The organism is Enterococcus hirae ATCC 9790 (assembly GCF_000271405.2).
GTDB lineage: Bacteria > Bacillota > Bacilli > Lactobacillales > Enterococcaceae > Enterococcus_B > Enterococcus_B hirae.
In genome coordinates this window covers 2227739-2251545 of sequence record NC_018081.1, presented here as the reverse complement: position 1 = coordinate 2251545, position 23807 = coordinate 2227739, and the positions used below count along the sequence as shown (strand labels likewise).

Annotated in this window: 21 protein-coding genes, 1 pseudogene and 1 riboswitch; of the genes and pseudogenes, 14 read left to right on the top strand and 8 right to left on the bottom strand. The window is 35.6% G+C overall.

Features of this window, described 5'->3' with window-relative positions; translation table 11 throughout:
- The first annotated feature begins 189 nt into the window (after window positions 1–189).
- The 5 genes from EHR_RS10725 to bsh all read left to right on the top strand — a co-directional run bounded on the left by EHR_RS10725 (window position 190) and on the right by bsh (window position 4587).
- Window positions 190–1038 (top strand): YitT family protein, encoded by an 849-nt coding sequence (locus EHR_RS10725; protein WP_010737618.1) that lies wholly within the window; start codon window positions 190–192, stop codon window positions 1036–1038.
- Between the two features lie 209 nt (window positions 1039–1247).
- Window positions 1248–1658, top strand: a complete 411-nt coding sequence (locus EHR_RS10720; RefSeq protein ID WP_010737619.1) for an organic hydroperoxide resistance protein — start codon at window positions 1248–1250, stop codon at window positions 1656–1658.
- Between the two features lie 58 nt (window positions 1659–1716).
- Window positions 1717–2148: a MarR family winged helix-turn-helix transcriptional regulator gene (locus tag EHR_RS10715; protein WP_010737620.1), complete on the top strand. Its 432-nt coding sequence runs from the start codon at window positions 1717–1719 to the stop codon at window positions 2146–2148.
- A 131-nt stretch (window positions 2149–2279) separates the two neighbouring features.
- Window positions 2280–3305, top strand: coding sequence for an AI-2E family transporter (locus EHR_RS10710; RefSeq protein ID WP_010737621.1), 1026 nt, complete (start codon window positions 2280–2282; stop codon window positions 3303–3305).
- Between the two features lie 304 nt (window positions 3306–3609).
- The gene (bsh, locus tag EHR_RS10705; protein ID WP_010737622.1) at window positions 3610–4587 is read left to right on the top strand and encodes a choloylglycine hydrolase; all 978 of its coding nucleotides are present in this window, start codon (window positions 3610–3612) and stop codon (window positions 4585–4587) included.
- Between the two features lie 124 nt (window positions 4588–4711).
- Here the strand turns inward: bsh and EHR_RS10700 are convergent, their stop codons facing one another.
- On the bottom strand, window positions 4712–5065 hold the full coding sequence (locus EHR_RS10700) for an LPXTG cell wall anchor domain-containing protein (protein WP_014834643.1): 354 nt from the start codon (window positions 5063–5065) through the stop codon (window positions 4712–4714).
- Window positions 5066–5081: 16 nt separating this feature from the next.
- Entirely contained in the window at window positions 5082–5741 is a 660-nt protein-coding gene (locus EHR_RS10695; RefSeq protein WP_014834642.1) for a hypothetical protein, read from the bottom strand.
- 143 nt (window positions 5742–5884) lie between these two features.
- Between EHR_RS10695 and EHR_RS10690 the strand changes: the two are divergent.
- The 8 genes and pseudogenes from EHR_RS10690 (at window position 5885) to EHR_RS10655 (ending at window position 14143) form a co-directional block, all read left to right on the top strand.
- A pseudogene (locus EHR_RS10690) lies at window positions 5885–7431 on the top strand (helix-turn-helix domain-containing protein).
- Between the two features lie 212 nt (window positions 7432–7643).
- Complete coding sequence (gene ahpC, locus EHR_RS10685) at window positions 7644–8207, top strand: alkyl hydroperoxide reductase subunit C (RefSeq protein ID WP_010737626.1); 564 nt, start codon at window positions 7644–7646, stop codon at window positions 8205–8207.
- An 11-nt stretch (window positions 8208–8218) separates the two neighbouring features.
- Window positions 8219–9757 carry an alkyl hydroperoxide reductase subunit F gene (ahpF, locus tag EHR_RS10680; RefSeq protein WP_010737627.1) on the top strand — a complete coding sequence of 513 codons (1539 nt, stop codon included), beginning with the start codon at window positions 8219–8221 and terminating at the stop codon, window positions 9755–9757.
- Between the two features lie 148 nt (window positions 9758–9905).
- The gene (locus EHR_RS10675; RefSeq protein ID WP_010737628.1) at window positions 9906–10253 is read left to right on the top strand and encodes a DUF2200 domain-containing protein; all 348 of its coding nucleotides are present in this window, start codon (window positions 9906–9908) and stop codon (window positions 10251–10253) included.
- 69 nt (window positions 10254–10322) lie between these two features.
- On the top strand, window positions 10323–10847 hold the full coding sequence (locus EHR_RS10670) for a DUF308 domain-containing protein (RefSeq protein WP_010737629.1): 525 nt from the start codon (window positions 10323–10325) through the stop codon (window positions 10845–10847).
- A 242-nt stretch (window positions 10848–11089) separates the two neighbouring features.
- Window positions 11090–12241, top strand: coding sequence for a cation:proton antiporter (locus EHR_RS10665; protein WP_010737630.1), 1152 nt, complete (start codon window positions 11090–11092; stop codon window positions 12239–12241).
- Between the two features lie 71 nt (window positions 12242–12312).
- Window positions 12313–12765, top strand: coding sequence for a MarR family transcriptional regulator (locus EHR_RS10660; RefSeq protein ID WP_010737631.1), 453 nt, complete (start codon window positions 12313–12315; stop codon window positions 12763–12765).
- Between the two features lie 175 nt (window positions 12766–12940).
- Window positions 12941–14143, top strand: coding sequence for a tetracycline resistance MFS efflux pump (locus EHR_RS10655; protein WP_010737632.1), 1203 nt, complete (start codon window positions 12941–12943; stop codon window positions 14141–14143).
- Window positions 14144–14256: 113 nt separating this feature from the next.
- On the opposite strand, the gene pbp4 is transcribed toward EHR_RS10655, so the two are convergent.
- From pbp4 to EHR_RS10635, 4 genes are all read right to left on the bottom strand, one after another.
- Window positions 14257–16293: a penicillin-binding protein PBP4(5) gene (gene pbp4 / locus EHR_RS10650; protein ID WP_010737633.1), complete on the bottom strand. Its 2037-nt coding sequence runs from the start codon at window positions 16291–16293 to the stop codon at window positions 14257–14259.
- 121 nt (window positions 16294–16414) lie between these two features.
- Window positions 16415–17296 (bottom strand): LCP family protein, encoded by an 882-nt coding sequence (locus EHR_RS10645; RefSeq protein ID WP_010737634.1) that lies wholly within the window; start codon window positions 17294–17296, stop codon window positions 16415–16417.
- Window positions 17297–17375: 79 nt separating this feature from the next.
- The gene (locus EHR_RS10640) at window positions 17376–18569 is read right to left on the bottom strand and encodes an FtsW/RodA/SpoVE family cell cycle protein (RefSeq protein WP_010737635.1); all 1194 of its coding nucleotides are present in this window, start codon (window positions 18567–18569) and stop codon (window positions 17376–17378) included.
- Between the two features lie 113 nt (window positions 18570–18682).
- Window positions 18683–18848: riboswitch (M-box (ykoK) riboswitch) on the bottom strand.
- 431 nt (window positions 18849–19279) lie between these two features.
- A complete protein-coding gene (locus EHR_RS10635) occupies window positions 19280–19894 on the bottom strand; it encodes a flavin reductase family protein (protein ID WP_010737636.1) in 615 nt (204 codons plus the stop codon).
- Between the two features lie 225 nt (window positions 19895–20119).
- On the opposite strand from EHR_RS10635, the gene EHR_RS10630 reads away from it, so the two are divergent.
- Entirely contained in the window at window positions 20120–20890 is a 771-nt protein-coding gene (locus EHR_RS10630) for an ankyrin repeat domain-containing protein (protein ID WP_010737637.1), read from the top strand.
- 284 nt (window positions 20891–21174) lie between these two features.
- On the opposite strand, the gene EHR_RS10625 is transcribed toward EHR_RS10630, so the two are convergent.
- Complete coding sequence (locus tag EHR_RS10625; RefSeq protein WP_010737638.1) at window positions 21175–21648, bottom strand: YbaK/EbsC family protein; 474 nt, start codon at window positions 21646–21648, stop codon at window positions 21175–21177.
- 202 nt (window positions 21649–21850) lie between these two features.
- Entirely contained in the window at window positions 21851–23611 is a 1761-nt protein-coding gene (locus EHR_RS10620) for a 1-deoxy-D-xylulose-5-phosphate synthase (RefSeq protein WP_010737639.1), read from the bottom strand.
- Window positions 23612–23807 lie beyond the last annotated feature (196 nt).

The following is a 23807-nucleotide window of genomic DNA, read 5'->3' as shown; positions in this document are numbered from 1 at the left end:
ATCGATAAAAAATATGATTATTCACTATCTATAGCAACATAGTGAACTCATAGCTCATCTATTTCTCAACCTGAAATGTTAGACTAACCTAACATTTTTTTAAAATAGTAGTTAACTTTAGGTGAATATTACGTTATAATGAAAAAAGCACTAAAAAATTAAAATACAATAATGAATGGATGTGAATGGATGAAGCAAATGAAAACGATGATTTGGACATACATAAAAATAATGTTTGCCTTAACCATTTTAGGCGTAGGTATCAATATGTTTTTAGGCCCCCACCATATCGCAGCAGGCGGTGTGAGTGGTTTAGGTATTCTCTTAGAATCGGCTTTAGGTTTTGATCGTGCAATGGTCATTTTAGTATTAAATATCATCATGTTGGTATTAGCTCTTGTATTTCTTGGAAAAAAACCTTTTTTCAAAGTGCTTTTTGGAAGTCTTGTCTTTCCGCTGATTATTGCGGTCGTCCCTGAAATGATGGTTACGTCGGATCGTTTACTTTCAGTGATCTTTGGTAGTGCGATCTTTGCTCTGGGTGTCGCTATTTTATACAAAAATAATTCTTCAAGTGGCGGAACAACTATTCCACCACTGATCTTCAAAAAGTACTTTCATTTGAATACTTCGATTGGTTTATTGGTAACAGATGCGTTTGTTGTATCACTTAATTTATTTATTTTTGGGTTTGAAGAATTTTTATACGCCATTCTTTCGATCGTCATTACCTCGATTGTAATGTCATATATTGAAACAGGAATGAATCGTAAAAAATCGATAATGGTGATGAGCGAAACTTCTATCGAAGAAATCCGCCAACGTTTAAGTGCGGAAATTGGTCGTGGCTTAACTTTATTAGAAGCAAAAGGTGGCTACAACCGCAAATCTAAAGAAGTTTTATTGATCGTCGTAACAGACCAGGAGTTTTCAAGAGTCAAATCATTGATCGAAGAAATCGACCCTACTGCTTTTGTGATTGTCAGCAGTGTAGCTGAAGTAACTGGTAGTGGCTTTACTTACCATCCAATTGAGTAATAAGAAGCTTATTCATAAATACTTCCTCTTCTATTTTTGTATTTCTTCTAAAAATTGATTCTGCTTAAATAATTTATCTAAAACGAGTGATGCCATAACGTGTAGTCGCTCGTTTTTTTTATGCCCATGCTGAAACGAATTAGTTGCCTTTCTCAATTAAGTTGTATACAATTTAATTGTACAAAATCAAATTTAAAGGAGTGTTTTTTATGAAAAAAATGTATTCTACAAAAATGATCAATACTGGTGGTCGTTCAGGTGAAGTTCATAGTCCAGATCATTCATTTGAACTTACAATTGCGGCTCCTGGACGTCGTGTAGCCGATGCAACGAATCCTGAGCAATTATTTGCAGCAGGTTTCAGTGCTTGTTTCAATAGTGCGTTAGAATTGATCAAAAATCAAAAAAATATCTCTGGTGCTTCTACCATCAGTGCTCAAGTATCTTTGTATGCTGAAAATGAAATGAGTTTTGTTTTAGGCGTTGAAATTGAAGGTCATGTTGAAGGTCTCTCTTTAGAGGAAACACAAGAATTACTAGAAGCAGCTCATAAGGTTTGCCCTTATTCTAAGGCAACTGCAGGTAATATTGAAGTGACATTGACTGCCGTTAACAGCTAGACATTTATTACAAAATCAGCTATGCTAACAAGGAACTACGAGAATCGAGGTGGAGAAAATGGAAGATTTATATTTAGAAAACCAGTTGTGCTTTCCTTTATATGCCGCCTCTAAAGAAATCATTCGCTCGTACAACCCTTTGCTGAAGCCTTTAGATTTAACTTACACGCAATACCTGGTAATGCGTGTTTTATGGGAAAACCAACAAGTCACAATGAAAGAACTTGGCAGCTTACTTTGTTTAGATTCTGGAACCTTGACGCCCGTCATAAAAAAAATGGCTGACAAAGGCCTACTTCAAAGAAGAAGAGCAGATAAAGACGAGCGTATTACGATTCTATCACTGACTTCTAATGGAAAAGCTTTAGAAGAAAAAGCAAAAGATATTCCTGCTAAAATATTAGCGAGTCTTCCACTTGAACCGGATGAGCTTGTTCTTTTGCAAAAACTCAGCAAGAAAATGCTAACTAATTTTCGGGAAAAACACTAGGAACTAAACAGTCAAACTGCAGACATTGCTCATCAATGTCTGCAGTTTTTATTTTTTTCTTCCTAATTCCCTATTTCCGCTTTATAATCAAATATGTACGCTATGACTTAAATTACTTGGAGGTTGTTGATTTGTCTGTTTACCAACGCTTTTTGGCGAATGAAAAAATTCGTCGTATGACTGTTCTATTAATCATTATTGTAGTCCTTTTTCTTGTAAGAAGCATGATTACAACAATTTTACTAACTTTTATTTTTACGTATTTAATGATTCACTTAGTGCAAATTATCCAACGATTCATTAAGGTTCCAACCGGAGTATTAACCATTATTGTTTATGCTCTTGTGGTTTACCTAATCTATTTAGCATTTACAATTTATATCCCCGTCTTGGTACACCAAACATTTGACATGGTCAAATCAGTCATCAATTTCTATGAACATCAACCCAAAGACGCTGATCCGGTTTTACTTTATATCCATAATTACATTGAAAGAAATGATTTCTTTGAACAATTACAAAATGGTGCATCAATTGCTTTAGGCTATTTGCAAGACTTTGGTAAGATGGCTGTCGCCTTTACTATGTCTTTTATCTTAAGTTTCTTTTTTATGATCGAAAAGAAAAAAACAATCCTATTTTCCCGCTTATTCTTAAAAGGCGAATTTTCTTGGTTCTTCCAAGACATTTATTACTTTGCTGATAAATTTGTCAATACCTTTGGATTAGTATTAGAGGCACAGTTCATTATTGCTTTATTAAACACGATCCTCACAACGATTGCTTTAGCTGCTTTTGGTTTCCATCAGTTGCTTAGTTTAGCAATTATGATCTTTATTTTAAGTTTGATCCCAGTTGCTGGTGTCATTATCTCTTGTGTGCCCTTATCCTTTATTGCGTATTCTCAAGGTGGCATAAAAGATGTGGTTTACATCTTATTAACGATTTTAATCGTCCATTTACTTGAATCTTATGTTTTGAATCCAAAATTGATGTCTAGTAAAACAGAATTACCGATTTTCTATACCTTTATTGTATTATTGATCAGCGAACGCTTTTTAGGAGTATGGGGTTTGATTGTTGGTATTCCAATTTTTACATTCTTATTAGATATATTAAAAGTGAAAGAAATTCCCAACCATCCCCTCAAAGAGTGACTTTCTTTGAATCAGAACCTGTAAGATTTACTTCAGTTTAATTGTCATAAAAATTTTGTGACGTCTCTAGCTCTGAGAAATAAGTCGAAGAATCCCTTCTAGTTAGGGCATTCTTCGGCTTATTTTCCGCTAAAATTTTCTAGAACACCGCACACTTGTCTTGTTAATCCTTACAAAGTAAATCCATCTTAGAAAAGATCTTTTTTTATAATAGGAGTTTTTTTAATCAAAAATCAGTTTTTCTGGTAAAAAATTAAAATTGGTATTATCATTAATTTATATTAATAAAAGGAGGAGATGTATCATGTGTACATCCATTGTTTATGCAACTAAAGATCATTATTTTGGACGAAACTTAGATTTAGAGCTTTCTTATGGACAAGTAGTGACAATTACGCCTAGAAACTATCCTTTTAAATTTCGTCGAACGGATCCTCTACCCTCTCACTATGCGTTAATTGGTATGGCTGCAGTTGTTGATAATTATCCGTTATATTTTGAAGCAACAAATGAAAAAGGACTTAGCATGGCAGGTTTGAATTTCCCTGAAAATGCTCATTACTTTGAAAAAGACTCTGGTAAAACCAATATCTCACCATTCGAATTTATCCCTTGGTTATTAGGAAAATGCGCAACAATCGATGAGGCAAAAAAATTACTTGCTGAGATCAACTTAGTAAATATCAATTTTAGTGAAGAACTTCCACTTTCTCCTCTTCACTGGATGCTTGCTGACCAAAATGAAGCTCTCGTGATCGAATCAACCATTGATGGTTTGAAAATTTACAATAATCCAGTCGGTGTATTAACAAATAATCCACCTTTTGATTATCAATTGTTTAATTTAAATAACTACCGTCATGTTTCTCCTACTGTATCTTCCAATCATTTTGCGAAAAATCTAGAGTTGGATGTGTATAGTCGTGGAATGGGTGGATTAGGCTTACCAGGCGATTTATCATCTGCTTCTCGTTTCGTAAAAGCTGCCTTTACAAAATGGCAATCAGTCTCAGGAGATTCAGAGATGGAGAGCGTGAACCAATTTTTCCATATATTAACATCCGTGGAACAACAAAAAGGATTGTGTGATGTAGGAAATGGGAAGTTTGAATATACGATCTATTCGTCTTGTTGTAACATGGACAAAGGGATCTATTACTATACTACTTACAACAATCACCAAATCACCGCAGTTGAAATGCATAAAGAAAATCTCGAAGGCACTGAATTGATTACTTATCCAGTGGTTGATCAAGAACAAATACATTATTTAAACAAATAAAAAATAAGTGATTTAATACTTATGGTTCATCACTTATTTTTCTAGTAATTTTCTATTTTATAAAGAAGAGAATGAGGATGTGCTCCTCATTCTCTTCTTTTAATAATAATGTTATTTGTTTGCTTTAACTTTGTTTTTCACTATTTCGTAACTTTCTCACTCCGAAAATAGAGAAAATGATAAGTGTAAACCCAAGATACATAAAACTTGGTGTTGCTTTATCTGCTGTTTTTGGTAATTGACCACTTATACCATTACCAAGAGATTTTTCATTATCTGAGAAATTATCATTGTTTATTTCATAATTGTTTTCATTTTTAGGCGTAAAACTACCTGATAAAGACATCTGATGCGATTTTTCTTTGATCATATCTGGCAAAATTACTTGATTTTTCGTATTAACGTCAATTAAAGATTCCCCCACAGTTGGAAATTCTTCTTTCTTAGGTATCTCGATTTCCACTTGAGGTTTTTTCATTTCATCTGGTGTTGGATCAGTCGGTTCGACTGGATCTGGCTTTCTTCTGGCGTTGGATCAGTCGGTTCAACTGGATCTGGCTTTCTTCCGGCGTTGGATCAGTCGGTTCAACTGGATCTGGCTTTTCTTCCGGTGTTGGATCAGTCGGTTCAATTTCTGGTAATTCGGTAAAATTATCCTCATCAACATTAAGCATTTCTTCAACTGTCTGACGTTGACTATAAGGCGTAAGATGCTGATTATCTGTCGGACTGCCATCAGCTACTTTGATCGTAAATAATGCTGGCTTTGTTAAATGTTGATTTAATGTTACAGTAAAGGTAAAACTAGCCTTATGTCCATTAATCTGAAGCGTAGTTGGATCGTACCCAATCGTCAATGCTGGATCAACTTTCTCAAATACTACATTGGATTGTGAGATTGGTTGTCTATCGCCTGAATAGCTGACACTGGCTTTGACTGGTACCGTTTTTCCCACCGGAAATTTCATGATTCCTGAATTTGTTGTGGAAAATTCATCCTGTAGTGTGATACAATTCACGTTTGCCCACCCAGGCTCTTTCGTTTTAGTAACGATTGGGTGGTGCTCTTCAATCTTTACTTGTTGCGTTGCTTCGGCAGTTACCGATAGGCCTGTCAAAGCAACAGTAGCCATTATAAGTTTTAAGTGATTCATTTTTACATCTCCCCCGTTTCAAACACTTTTGGCTTGCAATACATAAGATAATACAAACGGCTAAAATATTATTACTGTTTTTTTGTTCAAAATAGCTAATTTTTTAGTAAAATGCTGGATGGAAAATCAAATGGAGGAATAACATGCAAACACAAGAAGCAATCAAAAAGTATCTTTTAAATAAAAAAAGTGTTACCAAGCTCAATATTTTTCTTTTTCTTGCAGAACACCCATTCTTCATTACCACTCACTACCTCGCTGATTATTTTGAGATGTCTGATTCTAATTTTTTGCTTTATCTCCAAGAATTAGAACAGGATTTTATGACACTTGATTTAGAAGATGTTTCTTTGATCAGGCAAAAGAAATTTGTCCAGTTAGATTTAAAGAATACAGATAGTGCAAAATGTTATTATGAATTATTTGGTAAATACTGTTTAGAATCGACAAATTTTAAAATTTTAACAGCCCTGTTAGAACCAACTGGTCATTCAATTGTTAGCATTAGTCAAACAACAAATTACAGCTCCTCTTATCTTTATTCCAAAATGAAAGCTGTCAATCAGTTCCTTAAATTGTATGGGATTGCATTTAAATTTACAGCTAAAGGAAAAAAATCGTAGCAGGAACGGAAGTACAGATCCAGTATTGTTTTTTAGATGTTTATTGGAATATTTTTTCAAATACTTCTGTCCCCTACGGCATGGAAACCCCACAATCTATTACGTATGAACTAACAACTTATTTTAAACAAGAATTACTTGATGCCCTAAGTGGAGGTATGAAAGAGAAATTATTTTTACTATTAAAAATCTGTGTAGAGAACTTTCCAGTTACATCGTTGAAGAATGTCCAAAGAGAGTTTAAAGAATATGACTATATTGAATACTTGGTTACTCCAGAATTTGATTTACTTAACGATCATTTATCTATCTGTCATGAGCAGCGGGTTTTAATCAACCTGTTAGCAAGATTAGCGATCTCAAAACTAGAAAGTGACGAGCTTAGCTTTCAACATTACCAAATGTTACTAGAAGCTAATGTTCCTTACATCGTTTACTCTAAAAAGCTAGTGGAGTCTTTTAGCCGACACTTTCATTTAAAAGTACCAGTCAACCAACAAAAACTTTATGCCTTGAACTTTGCTCGAAATAAACTTTTCAGTACTTTTTTGAATCCTGATCACCCCAATACTCCTTTACCTACCTATACTTTATATGAAGGAAAAGAAAATTTTGAAAACTTACAAAATGAGATCAAACAATTCTACGTCACTTTTAGACAAAAAATCAGTAAAGAGCTGCCAGATCTATTGATCAAAGAAAATATGCAATGGATCGTTGAAGACTTACTTCATTTGTATGATCGCTTTAAACCTCAACACTCGATCGTCATAGGTATCAATTACACCAAGGATTTTTATGTGAGTAAAGATTTGATGGTCAAAATCGAGCAGATCTTTTCTTCCGAGTCGATCATCATCCAAAAAAATTATATGGAAGAATGTGATATCATCGTCAGTGACTGTCCCTTAGAGCATCTGCCGCCACATATCAAAAAAATCTATTTATTGGACAATTATGTGACACCGCAAGAATGGAAAAAAGTAATTACTCAAATTGCTGGATATATCTTTGAATTAAAGCAAGAAAATGATTATACATCTTGCACACCATTTTCTAATAAATGATCCAATGCAGCCGTTCATGGAAAAATAGTCGATGAATCCTACTAAACAAAGGAAGCAGCCACTATTCCCATGTACGGCTTTTTCTATTCTACCTATAAATAACCTCCTATTTTTACGAGACATTCTTAAAATAACCAAAAAACCTTTGACTTTGCAACCGTTATTAAATTATATTAATTATAAATAAAGCAAAATAAATTGGAGGTTTTCATATGTCATTGATTGGAAAAAAAGTTGGAGAATTTACCGCACAAGCTTATAAAAACGGAGAATTTATCGATATCAGCGATGCTAATCTTACTGGTAATTGGAGTATTATTTGCTTTTATCCAGCAGATTTCACTTTCGTATGTCCAACAGAATTAGAGGATTTACAGGAACAATACGATGAATTAAAATCACTAGGCGTCCAAGTATTTTCTTGTTCAACGGATACCCACTTTACACATAAAGCATGGCATGACTCATCTGAAGCTATCGGAAAAATAGAATATGCCATGATTGGCGACCCTTCTCACCACATTTCTCGTTTATTTGATGTATTGAATGAAGAAAGTGGACTTGCACAAAGAGGAACTTTTATCATAGATCCAGATGGTATCGTACAAGCAATGGAAATCAATGCTGATGGTATTGGACGTGACGCAAGTGCCTTGATTGACAAAATCAAAGCCGCACAATACGTACGTACGCATCCTGGTGAAGTTTGTCCAGCGAAATGGAAAGAAAGTGGCGAAACACTAAAACCTAGTTTCGATCTTGTTGGAAAGATTTAGAGGATGAGCCGATGTTAGATAAGGAAACGAAACAAAATTTAGCTCAATATCTTGATTTAATGGAAGCACCAGTTGTTTTTTCGGTTAGTACAGATGACACAGCCAATTCCCAACAACTATTCGAGTTTGTGAACGAAGTGGCAGATATGACTGATAAAATTACGGTTGAACAAAAGACGTTGCCACGTACCCCTAGCTTTGAAATCAATTCTTTACAAAAGACTAGCGGGATCACTTTCGCAGGTATTCCTTTAGGCCACGAGTTTGCATCTTTCCTCCTTGCTTTATTACAAGTAAGTGGACGACCACCTAAAATAGCTGATACTTTGATTCAATCCATTTTAGAAATTAATCAGCCTCTACATTTTGAGAGCTATGTCAGTTTAACCTGTCACAACTGCCCTGATGTTGTTCAAGCGTTAAACATTTTAGCGGTTTTGAATCCGTTGATCACCCATACGATGATCGAAGGTGGGATGTATCAGCATGAAATCACTGAAAAACAAATCATGGCCGTGCCAACCGTCTTTTTAAACGAAAAAGAATTTGCTAGTGGACGAATGACGATTGAACAAATTTTAGGAAAAATAGCTGGCCCGAATCTAATGGAACAAAAGGAAATCAATACAAAAGAATTATTTGACGTTCTAGTTATCGGTGGCGGTCCAGCAGCAAGCAGCGCAGCGATTTACGCAGTTAGAAAAGGCCTCCGTACTGGACTCGTAACTGATACACTTGGCGGTCAAGTCGTAGAAACGTTAGGCATCGAAAATCTAATCGGTACACCTTACACAGAAGGTCCACGATTGATGAAACAAGTCGAAGAACATTTACGGTCTTATCCTGTTGATGTTATGACAAATCAACAAGTTGTGTCACTAAACAAAGGAGCAGATCTCTTTGAAATCAATTTAAAAAGCGGCAATCAACTGAAATCAAAAACAACGATTGTTGCAACAGGAGCTCATTGGCGTTCCATCAATGTTCCTGGTGAAAAAGAATTTAAAAACAAAGGAATTGCCTATTGTCCTCATTGCGATGGTCCCCTCTTTGCCGGAAAAGAAATCGCAGTGATTGGTGGCGGAAATTCAGGGATTGAAGCTGCCATTGATTTAGCTGGGTTGGCGAAACATGTATATATTTTAGAGTTTCTTCCGACACTTAAAGCAGACCAAGTATTACAAGATAAACTAGCTACTTTAACAAATGTCACTGTCATTCTAAATGCCCAGACGAAAGAAATCAGTGGTCAGACAAAGGTTGATTCGTTGAGTTATATCGACCGTTCCACCCAGGAAGAACACACAATAGCTGTTTCAGGTGTGTTTATTCTGATCGGTTTGGTTCCTAATACGGATTGGTTAGTTGGAACACTTGAGTTAAATGATCGAGGAGAAATCATCACTGATGCCCATGGTGCTACCAGTGAAGCAGGACTTTACGCTGCTGGTGATTGCACAGATAGTGCTTATAAACAGATCATTATTGCTATGGGATCAGGAGCTACAGCAGCCCTTGGTGCATTTGACTATTTGATGAGAAAAGAATAACTTTGCTACAAATCTCAAAAGGTTAAGACAAGTTTATTCATCAACTTGCCTTAGCCTTTTATTTATTCTTTTTTTACAATTGCGATAAGTACACATTTATTGAACAAACGAATATAATAAAAGAAAACTTATCGCAGGAGGTGCTATCATGAATCAACGAATTTTCACCATGAGTTTCTCAAGTGTCTACCCTCTCTATGTAAAAAAAGCTGAGAAAAAAGGACACTCTCGGTCAGAAGTGGATGAAATCATCCGCTGGTTGACTGGTTATACCGAAGAAGAATTACAAAAACAACTGAAAAATGAAGTAACGTTCCAAGTCTTCTTTGAACAAGCACCCAAACTGAATCCAAACAGACAGTTGATAACTGGGGTGATTTGTGGTGTGCGAGTGGAAACGATCAAAGACCCACTGATGCAGGAAATACGTTATTTAGATAAGCTAATTGATGAACTTGCAAAAGGCAAGAAAATGGATAAAATATTAAGAAGCTAAATAAAAAGCAGGTTTTTATTTGGTAGAATAACTGTTTACCGTTACAATAGATGAAAAGGAGGTTATGTTATGTTTGAAATGATACGAACGAATTTTCAGCGTTACGCATTGCTAAGGTCAGCCATTTACATCATTGCCGGACTTGCAATTGTGATCAATCCGACAGCTGTATTCCATTTTATTGGCTACCTCATTACAGCGTATTTTGTTTTATTAGGAGTTTTGAATCTTTTAGAAGCAAATAAAAACCGAAAACAAACGGGTGCATGGGGATTTGGTTTAATTAGCGGGATTGCCTTTTTTATTCTCGCACTAATCGTGTGGGTCTTTGCAGCAGCAATCGTCTCGCTCTTACCAGTTATCTTAGGTTTAGTTATTATCCTAAAAAGTCTCTTTCAATTATTCGTTGGACTTAACACCCGTTCGAAAGGTTGGAGTGCTTATAGTATTCTCTTATTGATTGGTGGTTTGATTTTATTATTCAATCCATTCAAAAGCGTTATGATACTCTTCCAATTATTTGGTGGGCTATTAATTTTCATGGGTATCTCAGAAATCATTAGCTATTTTAAAGTGAACAAGAGATATTCGTAAGTAAATAAGAGGTTGCATGACTATTAGTTTACCTAGAAGATGGAAGAAGTTGCTTTTTCCAAATATCTTTCGTTTCTAGGGGTAAACTTTCTGTTTGCTCCCTCTTTTTATTTGCTTTAAAATTTTTCATTTTCCGAGTCTCTGATTGCTGATTTCTTATGCAATCTCTTTTTACCACAAATAAAATAATTAATGTTATTATATATTTGAGACTATTGAATAAAGAAAGGTTTGACTATCTTATGGAGTTTATTGGTATCTTGTGTCTAATCCTTGTTGCAACTACAATTGGTTCGCATATTTCAAGAAGATTTGGGATTCCGGCTGTTATTGGGCAATTGTTAGTTGGTGTATTACTAGGACAAGCAGGACTTGGCTGGGTTCATCCAAATATTTTAGTTCATGATTTTTCTGAAATTGGTGTCATTTTGCTGATGTTCTTAGCAGGTTTGGAAAGTGATTTATCCTTATTGAAAAAATATTTTAAACCAGGAATGTTTGTAGCACTTTTAGGAATCCTCTTCCCTGTCTTTTTCGGTTGGCTTACTGGCGAGGCGTTTCAAGTAGCAAACAATGAAGCAATCTTTTTTGGGATTATTTTAGCTGCGACTTCTGTTAGTATCTCTGTCGAAGTATTAAAAGAATTAAATGTTGTGAATACGAAGGAAGGATCAACGATTCTAGGTGCCTCTGTTGTTGATGATATTCTGGTTGTTCTAGTGCTAAGCTTCAGTTTATCTTTTTTAACAGGTAAGTCTACGAGCAACCTACCCCTTCCTTTACTCTTGTTGGAACAACTATTCTATTTCTTATTTATCTTTTTATTAGTGAAATGGATCGCTCCATTTTTAATGTCTCTAGCAGAAAAAATCTATGCGAATTCAGCCATTATCATTATGTCATTAGTCATTTGCCTAGGAATGTCTTATTTAGCAGACCTGATTGGGTTAAGTTCAGTAATTGGGGCATTTTTTGCTGGGATTGCAGTGAGTCAAACAAAAGTAAAACATGAAGTTTACAATAATGTTGAAGCTTTGGGATATGCAGTATTCATCCCCGTCTTTTTTGTGAGTGTTGGTTTAGAAGTAGATTTTTCTAAATTTAGTGAACAGATACTATTTATTTTGATTTTGACACTCGTAGCGATTCTGACTAAACTTATTGGCGGATATATTGGAGCAAAATTCTCTAGTTTTTCTTCCAACAGTGCACTTATGGTAGGAGCTGGTATGATTTCTCGTGGTGAAATGGCACTGATCATTTTACAGATCGGACAACAAAGCAACTTGATTGAAAATCACTACTACTCTCCTTTAGTGATCGTTGTTTTGTTAAGTACTCTGATCTCACCTCTGATTCTTAAATATTTCACTAAAAAAGTATACGCCAATTAACTTACTATCTATCAATGAATGTTGTGATGATAATGTCCATTCGTTATACTAGAGAAAAAGGACGGTGAAAAATGGACTCAAGACTTAAATTGATTAGTGAGATGGTCGATCTGACTAACGAGATCACTTGGCGTAATAAACCAAAATTAGAACAAGTACTCGAAGGCTATTCTTTAAATGAGATCGACTTAATCGAAAAAGTAGCATCAATTCCAAATCCAAATGTAACCAAATTAGCAAATGCTAGTTACATGACTCGTGGAGCGATTAGTAAGCTAACTAAAAAAATGATCACTAACGGCTTACTTGAAAGCTATCAGAAACCTGAAAATAAAAAAGAGCGTTACTTTCTCCTGACAGCTGAAGGTCAGCGTATTAACAAAATGCATCAAAAGCTCCATGAAGAATTTCTTAAAGAAAATGAGGTCGTTTTTCAACAAATGACTAAGGAAGAGTTTGATACTGTTTTTCGTTTTATCGGTCGCTTTAGAGAAAATTTAAAAAGAATAAAACTAGAAAAATAAAGTGCATGTGTAATCAACCGTGATCTTAAGATCACGGTTGATTTTTTGCTCTCTTCTTCGTTAGATTTCATTCTTCTATCTTAGTATCTCTCCGTTTATTGTTGACAAGGAAACAATAAACAGATACTATATAAAATGTTTCCTAGGAAACATTTTATAGCTAAGGAGTTTTGATATGAATACAACAATCAACAAACATGCACTCGTTTTTGGTTTCACTTCGGTCTTTTTGATTGGATTAGGGTTAACAATCGTTAATCCGGTCATCCCATTTATGGTAGAGCAATACACAAAAAACACACAGCAACAAGCAACCACGGTGACACTACTCAGTGCGATCTATGCTTTTTCCATGTTTTTAGCCGCCCCTATGTTAGGCGCACTCAGTGATCGGTTTGGTCGGAAAATTATTTTGATCAGTAGTTTGTTTGGCTCTGCGATTGGGTACTATTTATTTGGCTTTGGTGGAGCTTTATGGATACTTTTTCTTGGTAGAATAATTGAGGGGCTGACCGGCGGCGAAATCTCAGCTATTCTTGCCTATTTTGCTGATTTGACGCCAATTGAAAGTCGAACAAAATATTTTGGATGGATTAGCGCGACGGTTGGGATTGGAACTGCAGCAGGTCCTTTGATTGGTGGGTTCTTGGCACAGTACGGACCAGCAATTCCCTTATACGTTGCCTCCTTTTTGTCTTTGAGTAATGCGGTTTACGGTTATTTTTTCATGCCTGAAAGTTTGACTAAACGTGAACGTACAAGAAATCTTTCTCTTCAGCAAATCAATCCCTTCAAGCAACTCCAATTGGTTTTCACTTTTCGATCAGTCAAATGGTTATTGATCACAGGTTTTTTGATTTGGCTACCCAACGGTTCATTCCAAGCGATTTTTGCTCAATTTTCAATTGATACTTTCCATCTATCGCCAATTATCATCGGTTTTACTTTCTCGTTAATTGGCATTATGGACATTTTTGCTCAACTGTTGATTATGCCGATTTTATTAAAATTTTGGCGAGAAAACCAGATCATTACTATGGGTATTACCAGTGAAATGATTGGTTATTCTGTCATCATCCTTTCCGCTTTTTATGGCTCGATCCCCTGCTTTATCATCGGCATGGTCTTTTTCGGGCTAGGTGATGCGATTTTTAGTCCTTCCTATAATGGTTTGATTTCAACGTATGCTAGCAAAGAGGACCAAGGGAAAATCCAAGGGGCTTCACAAAGCATCCAAGCATTAGCTAGAGTGATCGGTCCGATGATCGGTGGTCAACTATATGCTAATTTCCATCATACGATGCCATTCATTATTGGATTCATTTTATTAGGTTTAGCTACTTTTATCGTTAAACCAAAGGTAAAAAGATCATTCTAAAGCATCCCTATATAAAAAAACTAATCGAGTGACTGTAGTATTCTAAATAATTTAGGTTTCCTAGCCCAAATGTAAGTAGTGACTACAGTCATTGATTAGTTTTATTCATTCGTCTATTGATAGTTTTGATTCAAGTATTGGAGCAACTCAGGTGCACGTTTCGTTGCAGAATCACCTTCTGCTTTATCTTCTAACATGCTGATCATGAGATAACCATTTGTATCAGGATTCACAGCAAATAGGAAGCTATTTTCTTGTCCTTTTTCATCTTGTTTTTCTTTGATTTCCGCTGTACCAGTTTTTGCTGCTATTGGTATGCCTAAAGTAGCTAAAGAATGAGCGGTACCATTCGTATCTTGAACAACATCTTTCAAATCTGGCAGAATCGTCTGTACAGCTGTTGAAGCAATGACATTTTGTTTAACTTTCGTTTCTTTATCCATCTCTAATTTTGGATAAACGAGATTTCCATTATTAGCAAAAACAGAATACATCGTTGCTTGTTGGATCGGATTGATCAATAGTTCTCCCTGCCCATAACCAGTATCTGCTAATAAGATTTCTGACTTGAAACTATCCTTATTTGAGATTTGTGCGGGATTCATGCTGATCGGCAAATCTAAGTCTTCCCCAAAAATGAATTTATTTAATCCTTCGCGGAATTTCTTCTCACCCATTTTCAAGGTTTCTTGAGCCATATAGATATTATCTGAATAAATCATTGCGTTTCTCAGATTGACTTGAGGCACATCGCTGACACGAGTAACTTGATACGATCCCCATGATTGGTCTTTTTGCCATTTCAATCCATTGATCGTCAATACTTCGTCTGGATTCAGCGTTTGATTATCTAATCCGATTGCGGCAGTAATCATTTTAAATGTAGATCCGGGAGCGTAACCGGTAGCAAAACGACTAATAAATGGTTGATCTTTATTTTCCGTATAGGCTTGATAATCTTCTTGAGAGATTCCATTTGTCATTTTGTTTGGATCATAACTTGGAGAGCTCGCTAATACTAACAACTCACCCGTTTTTGGCGAAGTCGCTACTGTTGAACCCGCTTTTCCACCTAAACTATCAAATGCGATTTTTTGAGCATCGGCATCAAGAGTTAATTTGATATCCTGACCATTTTTCACTTCTTGATCAATCAATACTTCTTTTTCTGTCCCATCAGCATCCGTAATACTCAATTTCCCTCCATTGGTGCCACGTAGTTCTTTGTCATAAGTCATTTCCAGACCAGAACGACCAATTTTACCATTACTACTTAATTCAGCATTCTTTTTGATATCTTCTGCTGAGATATCACCAACATAACCAATCAATTGCGCTGCTGCTTCGCCTAACGGATAGGTGCGACCATCAACTTCTTGGATCGCTGCTCCGCTTGGCAATTCGGGGGTTTGTCCATCAATGATTTTTAGAGGAACAAAGTAGTCCGGTTGTACCCAACTTTGAGAGATAGCTTGATTGATTTCATCTTCTGAAAGATCAAAAGCTGCAGCAATTGATTTGATGTTTGCTGTTTTCTCTTCTTTTTCTCCCAGCTTTCTAGGAACGATCCCTAACTGTTTCAATTTGCCCGTCGTTGCTAATTTCTTTCCATTTCGATCAAGGATATCGCCTCTTTTAGCTTCCTCACTAGTCAGACTTACTTTGTCTGTATCTTCCATTTGAGGAAAAATCAAGTTCGGCTGCCAGTTGATTTTGATCTGATCATTTTTATTTGTCAAAGTCCCTTTATATGATAGGTCTTTTAATTCGCCTAAGCTTGTATTCATTTTAGCTTTATAAGAAAAAGAATAGGTTTCACTATCTTTTTTCGTCACTTTTAAATTAGAGATTTCCAAGCCTTTTATGGCCACAGCTCCGTAAATATTTTGGTATTTTTCAAGAGCTTCTTTTTCAGAAATTGTCTTCTTAGTCTGTGAATCAATTTGCGTGTATGACATCGCCTTTTTATAATCACCAGTACTCAAACGTTCCGCAAACTGTTGGATCTTTTTTTCTCCTGCTGAAACCACTTGCTCTTCTTGCGTTTTTTGATAGTAAAAATACCCGCCACCAGCCGCAAGAACCAAAACAAGGGCGCTTGTTAGATAAACACCAGTCTTGTTCCTACGATGATTGTCACTTCGTTTCATTTTGTCCCTCCGCTCACATTTTCTTATCTTAACTTCTATCCATTTTACCATAAGAAAAGAAGCTAGAACACAACGACAATCGCTTGTTTCTAACTTCTTACACTTTAAATAAAATGTAAATCTATTGGTCTAAAAACTGATTGATTGCTAATTGATTTTTTTCTAAATCAAGTTCTAGTACACTACCAGAAGGTGTGTAATCATTAAAATTCCAACTACCTTCAACTGGTACAGATAACGTATCAATTGGTTTGTCATCTTTTAAGAAATCAATGCCACAATCAATTAATACACTTTCAGGTAAATTGGTTTTAATACTTCCCAAGAGTTGACCGATTGCTTTTGGTAATTTAAGGATGGAGGTCACATCTTTTAATTGCTTAGAAATTGCTTTGATCACTTGTTGTTGTCTTCTGATCCGTCCAAAATCTCCTTCAGCATCTTCTCTAAAACGCGCATATTGCAATAAGGTATTCCCATCCATCGTTTGTTCACCTTTTTTGATGTATACACCATCCAAGTCTAAATCTTTCTCAGCATTGATATCTACACCGTTAGGGAATAGCTCATTGACACAATCAATGAAATCTTGGAAGGTGATACTTGCATAATAAGGTGTTTCAAATTTGAAATTTTCTTTCAATGTTTGGTTCAAAAGATCAATCCCTCCATATGAATAAGCTGCGTTGATCTTATCTTGACCATGCCCAGGTATATCTACATAAGAATCACGCATAATCGAAACCAATTTTGCTTTTTTAGTTTTTTGATTATACTGAGCAATCATCAAAGAATCTGAACGTCCATTTTCTTCTTTCGACCGGGCATCAGAGCCAATCAATGCCACATTGATAATCTTAGGAACACTTTTGGCTTCTACTTTTGGTACATCGTCTGCTCGACTCGTTGAAGAATAACCATGAACAAACTCAAAAGAAAAATAGCCGATGACAATGACGACTGCCGTCAATAGACCTAAAATCACTTTTTGAAATGTTTTCATTTTCGATTCCTCTTTCTAACCGAACCTCTTACTTGAAATATAGCCATTTTTTTATTATGATAGTCCAATTGAGAGATTCTTAATTGTTCTTGTTTAACAGTTTAGGTTTCTTGAGTTGTAACCTCTCAACCTGCTTATTTTTCTCTTTCACTTGTCGAGACGAGATATTCAAAGCTAATCCAATAGCAAAAGACAAGATTAAATAGCTTGTTCCTCCGTAGCTAACAAATGGCAATGGTACACCTGTCATTGGAATTAAACCAAGGATGCTTCCAATATTGATACTTGTCTGAACGAGTATCCATGTCCCTACACCAATTAAGATCAAATTTGCCTGTTGGTTCTTTTGTTTCGTACTCTTTTGGAAGATTCGCATACATAATAAGAAAAGCAAAAACAAAACAAGTAATGCGCCTATCAACCCAAACTCCTCAGCAATGACTGAGAAAATAAAATCTGTTTCGGATTCAGGGAGATAACCTTTTTTAGTAATACTATTCCCCATTCCTCGACCAAATAGGCCACCGTTGTATAGTGCATAGTAAGAGTTACTCATCTGGTATCCTGCACCATGTTCATCTAAAAAAGGATTATGAACCATTGCGATTCGGTCATAAGCGTGTTCAAAAAATGAAGGTAACAAATGATGCTTTTCAAGTAGTAAAACTAAGCCAGCTACTAAGATCAAGCTAGCAATCGCTGCTCCGATAATTATCAGCCCTTTTTTAATGGGAATAGCTGCAGCCCAAAAGATAGCTCCAGCAATAGCTAAAATCATCAGTGCTCCCGCAATTTTAGGTTGAAACAAAACAAGCACGGCGATTCCGCCCACGATCAATACTGGTATATGAAGTTTCTCAGGAACACTGCGGTCATTTCTAAAAAAACGACTTAAATATAAAATCAAAAAAATGGTTGCGATTTCTGATGGTTGAAACTGGATTCCAGCGATTGAAACCCACCGCTGGGCACCATTAACTGTTACAGCAAAAATCCCGAGTTTCATCATCGCTAATAATAAGCCCGATACAATCAATCCAGCTTTTATTATTCTTGGTTTCAGTAGAACTTGTAATCTGATGGAATAGGTCAATACAATTACGCCCCAACTAAGGATAATAAACAAAAATTGCCGAATAAATAAGCTTTTAGGATCACTTCCTGCTACCAATAAACGATAGGAACTAGCACTATATATCTCTAAAAGACCGACAATTGACAAAGCCAAATAAGGGCCTAAAATCAACCAGTCGATCTTTCTGTTTTTCCACATCGCATATCCCCCTCCTCTTACACAAGTTAGGCGAACACGAGCAGTTAAATATAGAATCAGTTATAGAATATAAGAAAAGGTCAGAAACCTTTTCGAACAAGAATTCTGACCTAGCATCATCTCATCGTCCGAGTTTTAGCACTATACAACGTAAAGAAACACTCTTAGCTATTTGAAAAAGCCTTAATCCGACAATTCCTGTTTGACTCATTGGCGTCTTTCGACGTTTCTGAGCAATAGCATATGTTTGTATAGGAGCCTCACCTAACAAGGTTATTACTATTTTTATTTTTTACAGAGTTAATAGTAAGCTTCTTTAACTATTTTAGCAATCATTTATTTGATAAAAAAACAAAATTAATCAATCTTTAATATATTTCCCCTTTTTAGGAAGTCGTTTAATATGAAAATCCTTTGCTGACTTGATTGATTTTTCTGTTTTGATTTTCTCGTTTTCACTTTTCGGAATAAATTATCAAGTTATCTTAACATTTACATACCAGTTTATCCATGCACCAGAAATCCTCATATCTGCCTTTTTACTTGTATATTTCAAATAAAACTTTAAATCATTCGGTTTACCTAAAAAACTTTATTGTTTTTTATAACTAAAAAATGTTTTAGCTAAATTTTATTTCTTACGCCAATATTATAATAATATTCTTAGGATTATACATCCTCTAAAAATAACATATTTATCGTCATGTAGTTCACTTTGGCCTAGGGATGGTAAAGATTTTCCCTAAGGTTGCATAATCATTCCCTGCTAATCGACTAACTGGTTGTAGTTTCTTGGGATCGATCTTCCCAGATACTGGATCATATACCTCTTCATTTAATTGATACGTATGGATTTTTAATAAGAAAAGATCGGCAGTAACTTCTTGCTCATTTTTAATTTCGAGATGGTCATATAAATCCGTTTCAAAAACAATTTTTGCCTCATTGATTGGTGGAATTGAACCATTCCTATTTATTTTCGTAGTCAAGTTAGTCAAGGTTAGTTCACTTTCTTCTTGCGGAAGAGTTGCTGCTGTTTTATTGACCTCCACCACATTTTGCTCATCTAAAACTTGGATAATTGCTGCTTTCCTTATTAAGATATTTTTAGCAGTATCTTTCATCTGCTCATTCTTTCTTTGGACAGCTAACGAAACGATGGGTGGATTTGAACTAACGATATTAAAATAGCTGAATGGCGCAATGTTTAAGTTCCCTTTCTCAGTTAATGTTGAAACAACAGCTACTGGTCTGGGAATAATTGAACCAATCAGTAATTTATAATTTTCTCTTTCTGTTAATTGAGATGACAAACGTGTAAACATCTACTCCCCTGCTTTCATTTGACAGAATCAAAAACTGTTCTCCTGTCTAGATTTAGTCAGACACTATTTTTTACTATCTATCATTGTTCTTTTTTGTCAAGAATCCGTATTGGAAGTGTTGCTAATTACGTTTTTCCTCTATTAAAGAGCTGTGCATTGTTTAGCAAGTATTTACTTTGCTGTTTATGGCTATTTCAACTAAAATAATATGGAGGAGGCGTTTTCATGAAACCTTATTCAATCCTATGGTTATTCCCTACGTTATTGGTATTTGCAGGATGTGCCGATCATTCCTCTCAGTCAAATGGTACTAATACTAGCACGAATTCGATTGTTTTGGATTCTACAGCTTCTGTGCCTTTACCAACTAATCCCAACCATCCATCAAAGGAGGAAACACCAATGTCAATTGCTCCAGGTCGCTTGTTACAAGCTGTTAGTGCCGAGGATTTAAATCTAGTTCAAACGTTGTTAGACCAGTCAACTGCGATGATTGATGAACAAAATGAAAAAGGAGAATCCCCATTATTGATTGCTGTCCACCATAATATGATCGATATTGCAAAAATCCTCGTTGATCACGGTGCGAACATCAACTTACAAGATCATATTCAAGATAGCCCTTACTTATATGCTGGCGCACAAGGAAAAACTGAGATTCTTGCTTATATGCTTGAAAATAGTGAACCTGATCAGTCGATCGTTAACCGTTTTGGTGGTAATGCATTGATACCAGCTGCCGAAAAAGGACATTTAGCCAACGTCAAACTTTTGCTAACTGATGGTCGTGTTGATATTGACCATCAAAATCATTATGGCTATACTGCGTTAATTGAAGCTGTGGCTTTGCGAGATGGCTCAAAGATCTACCAAGACATCGTCCGAGAATTATTGGCTCATGGTGCAAATAAAGAATTGCGTGATAACCAAGGGAAAACTGCCGAAGATTATGCCAGAGAATTAGGATATGATCAACTATTATCTCAATTAACTTGATTACAGGAACAAAATAATTTCCAAATAAAAAAGCTGATGATCGATGTTTTATAACAAAATGACACTTTTGTTTATAGTTTAGACATTTGCTTTTTTGTTTTACTTTCACGATCGTCTCATCGTTTTTGTCTGAACCATGTTCGATTTACTTTCTGATCAGCTAAGCTTTTTGGTATGGAACGTCACGTCTGCCACTTTACTCATGTGTAGTTTTTTCTATCACGAAACTTTACGTTAAACAAAAGATTTTACTTAAGATGAACCTGTTTCATTATGGTTACAGGTCACACCCCTGCTGGTAATACATACGTTTTTATTTCTAATATTTGAATGATCTTATCTAAATCAGCTACTTTGACTACCATGGTTTGATCAGGTCTACCAGGTGCAAATACTAATTTTTCCTGAGCGAATATTTCTTCATCAATAATGATAGGAACAGATGATTCATAACCAAATGGTGAAACAGCACCTGGCTTTTGTCCCGTTTCCGCTTCCATTTCTTCAGCCGAAACAACTGACACTCTTTTACCAATCAGTTTGCTTAATTTTTTAAAGTCGCTTCTTTTAGTCGTGAAGGTTAAAAAAATATAGCGATTGTTTTGTTTATCTTTTAGATACAAGCTCTTCGTCTCAGTACCACTAAACCCTTGTTCCTCTTTTACAACTAACGCATCCTCATTGGTAAAAATTGGGCGATGGCGATAAAGTTCAAACGCAATCTGGTTTTGTGTAAATATTTCTTGCAAATCAATCAAATAAAAAACCTCCTTAACAATAGATTATTTCTTTACTTTTCTATTCTATGGGATTCTTATCGATAAAAGCAATGTTTATTTCATTAATCGTTCGGTTTATCCCTAGCTTTGTTTACATAATATAAATATAGTTTATTTAAGTCGGATTTCTTAAAAAAACAGAGTAAATTCGTTTGATATCACGAATTTACTCTGTTTTTTTCTATTGATTTAAACTGCTAAGACTATCTGCTACGATTTGTTTTGGTGTCAAATGATAACGTTCATACAATGTTTGAACAGGTACACTATCAGTAAACTCTTTTTGAGAACCAAAGTTTAGAACTTGGATTGCTGAATCTCCATAATAACGACTGATTTTTTCACCAAATCCGCCCGAAAGACTACCATCTTCTAAAGTGATAATCAATTGGTGATTTTCTTTTAATTCTTCTAAAGTTTCATGATCAAGTTCGGTGATCGTTCCAGGGTTAATCAAAGTGCCTGAAATCCCCTGATTCGCAAATTCTTCTAAAGCTTGTTTACCTAATTCAAGGAAGCCACCTAGTGCTAAGATTGCAACTTTATCTCCAGCAACCAAGCGTTGGTAACTTGGAATAGCGTAGTCTTTTGCGATTGCTTCACCAGATGTCACACCATGAGCAGGGATTCTAATAGCAACCGGTGTATCGGTTTGTGATAAACTCCAATCCAACATCGAAAGTAAGTCTTCCTTCGTAGCTGGCGCTAAATATTTAATATTAGGAATACTTGAAAGATAAGGAATATCAAAAGTCCCTTGGTGGGTACGATCACTTCCTGAAATGCTTGCTCCTCCAATTAGAATGACTACTGGATTTTCGTTGATCGCTAAATCATGAGATAATTGATCATATGCTCGTTGTAAAAACACACTTGAATGGAATACCACAGGTCGAATCCCTTGAGATGCTAAAGCAGAAGCAAATGTGATCGAATGTTGTTCTGCAATCCCCACATCAAAGTAGTGTTCTGGATGTTTTTTTTGAAATTCCTTTAAGCCAAACATTCCTGGAATCGCAGCATTCACAGCCACGATAGGCGTTGCACTTGTTTTCGTTTTTTCATCAAGATAGTTCATAATTATTTGATTAAAACTTTCACTAGTAGGAGCATTTTTCGCTTCGCCTGTTTCTAAATCAAACGGTACATGCCAATGATATTTCATTTTGTTTTCGACGGCTGGCTCATAGCCATGACCTTTTTCGGTGTGAACATGTAAAACGATTGGATGGTCAATGTCTTTAATTTCTCTGAAAACCTCAATTACTGTTTCTAAATCATTACCATCCGCAATGTAGCGATAATCATACCCCATCGCTTTAAATAAATTATCATTACTTGTCCCATTGCTTTCACGAAGCTCTGCTAAATGACGATATAAACTTCCCTGATTCTCATCAATGGACATTTCATTGTTATTAACCAAAACGATCAAATTAGAATTGATTGTTCCACCATTATTCAAACCTTCAAAAGCTAAGCCTCCACTTAAGGAACCATCCCCGATAAAAGCAATGATATTTCCTTTCTCCTGTTTCAAATCACGGGCTTTTGCAAGACCGACCGCTAAACTGATCGAAGTTGAAGTATGCCCCACAGTAAAATAATCATGTTCACTTTCATGTTGATTGGAATAGCCACTAATTTCGTGGTAACTTCCCTCCTCAAATCCATTTTTACGACCAGTTAGTAACTTATGTCCATAAGATTGATGGGAAACGTCCCAAACAATTTTATCCTTGGGCGAGTCAAACACATGGTGGAAAGCAATTGTTAATTCCACGACACCCAAATTTGGGCCGACATGTCCTCCGATCGCACTATTTTTTTGTAAAATCTTTTCTCTCATTTCTGTAGCTAATTCAGACATTTCGTCTATCGTTAGTTTTTTTACCTCTGTTGGACCATTGATTTGGTCTAAGATGTTTGTCTTTATACTCACTATTCTCTCTCCTTTTGCAATAACATGTCCGAAAAGAATAACTCATTTCGGCCTTAGTAATTGTTACCACAAAAGATATTGTAATACTTGGAGTCAACTCTAAGTCAAGAGGATTTTGAGTAAAACTTCACAATAACAATGATATTTTTATTCTAAACAGCTTACACGAATAAACTTTACTAACTGGACCGAATTT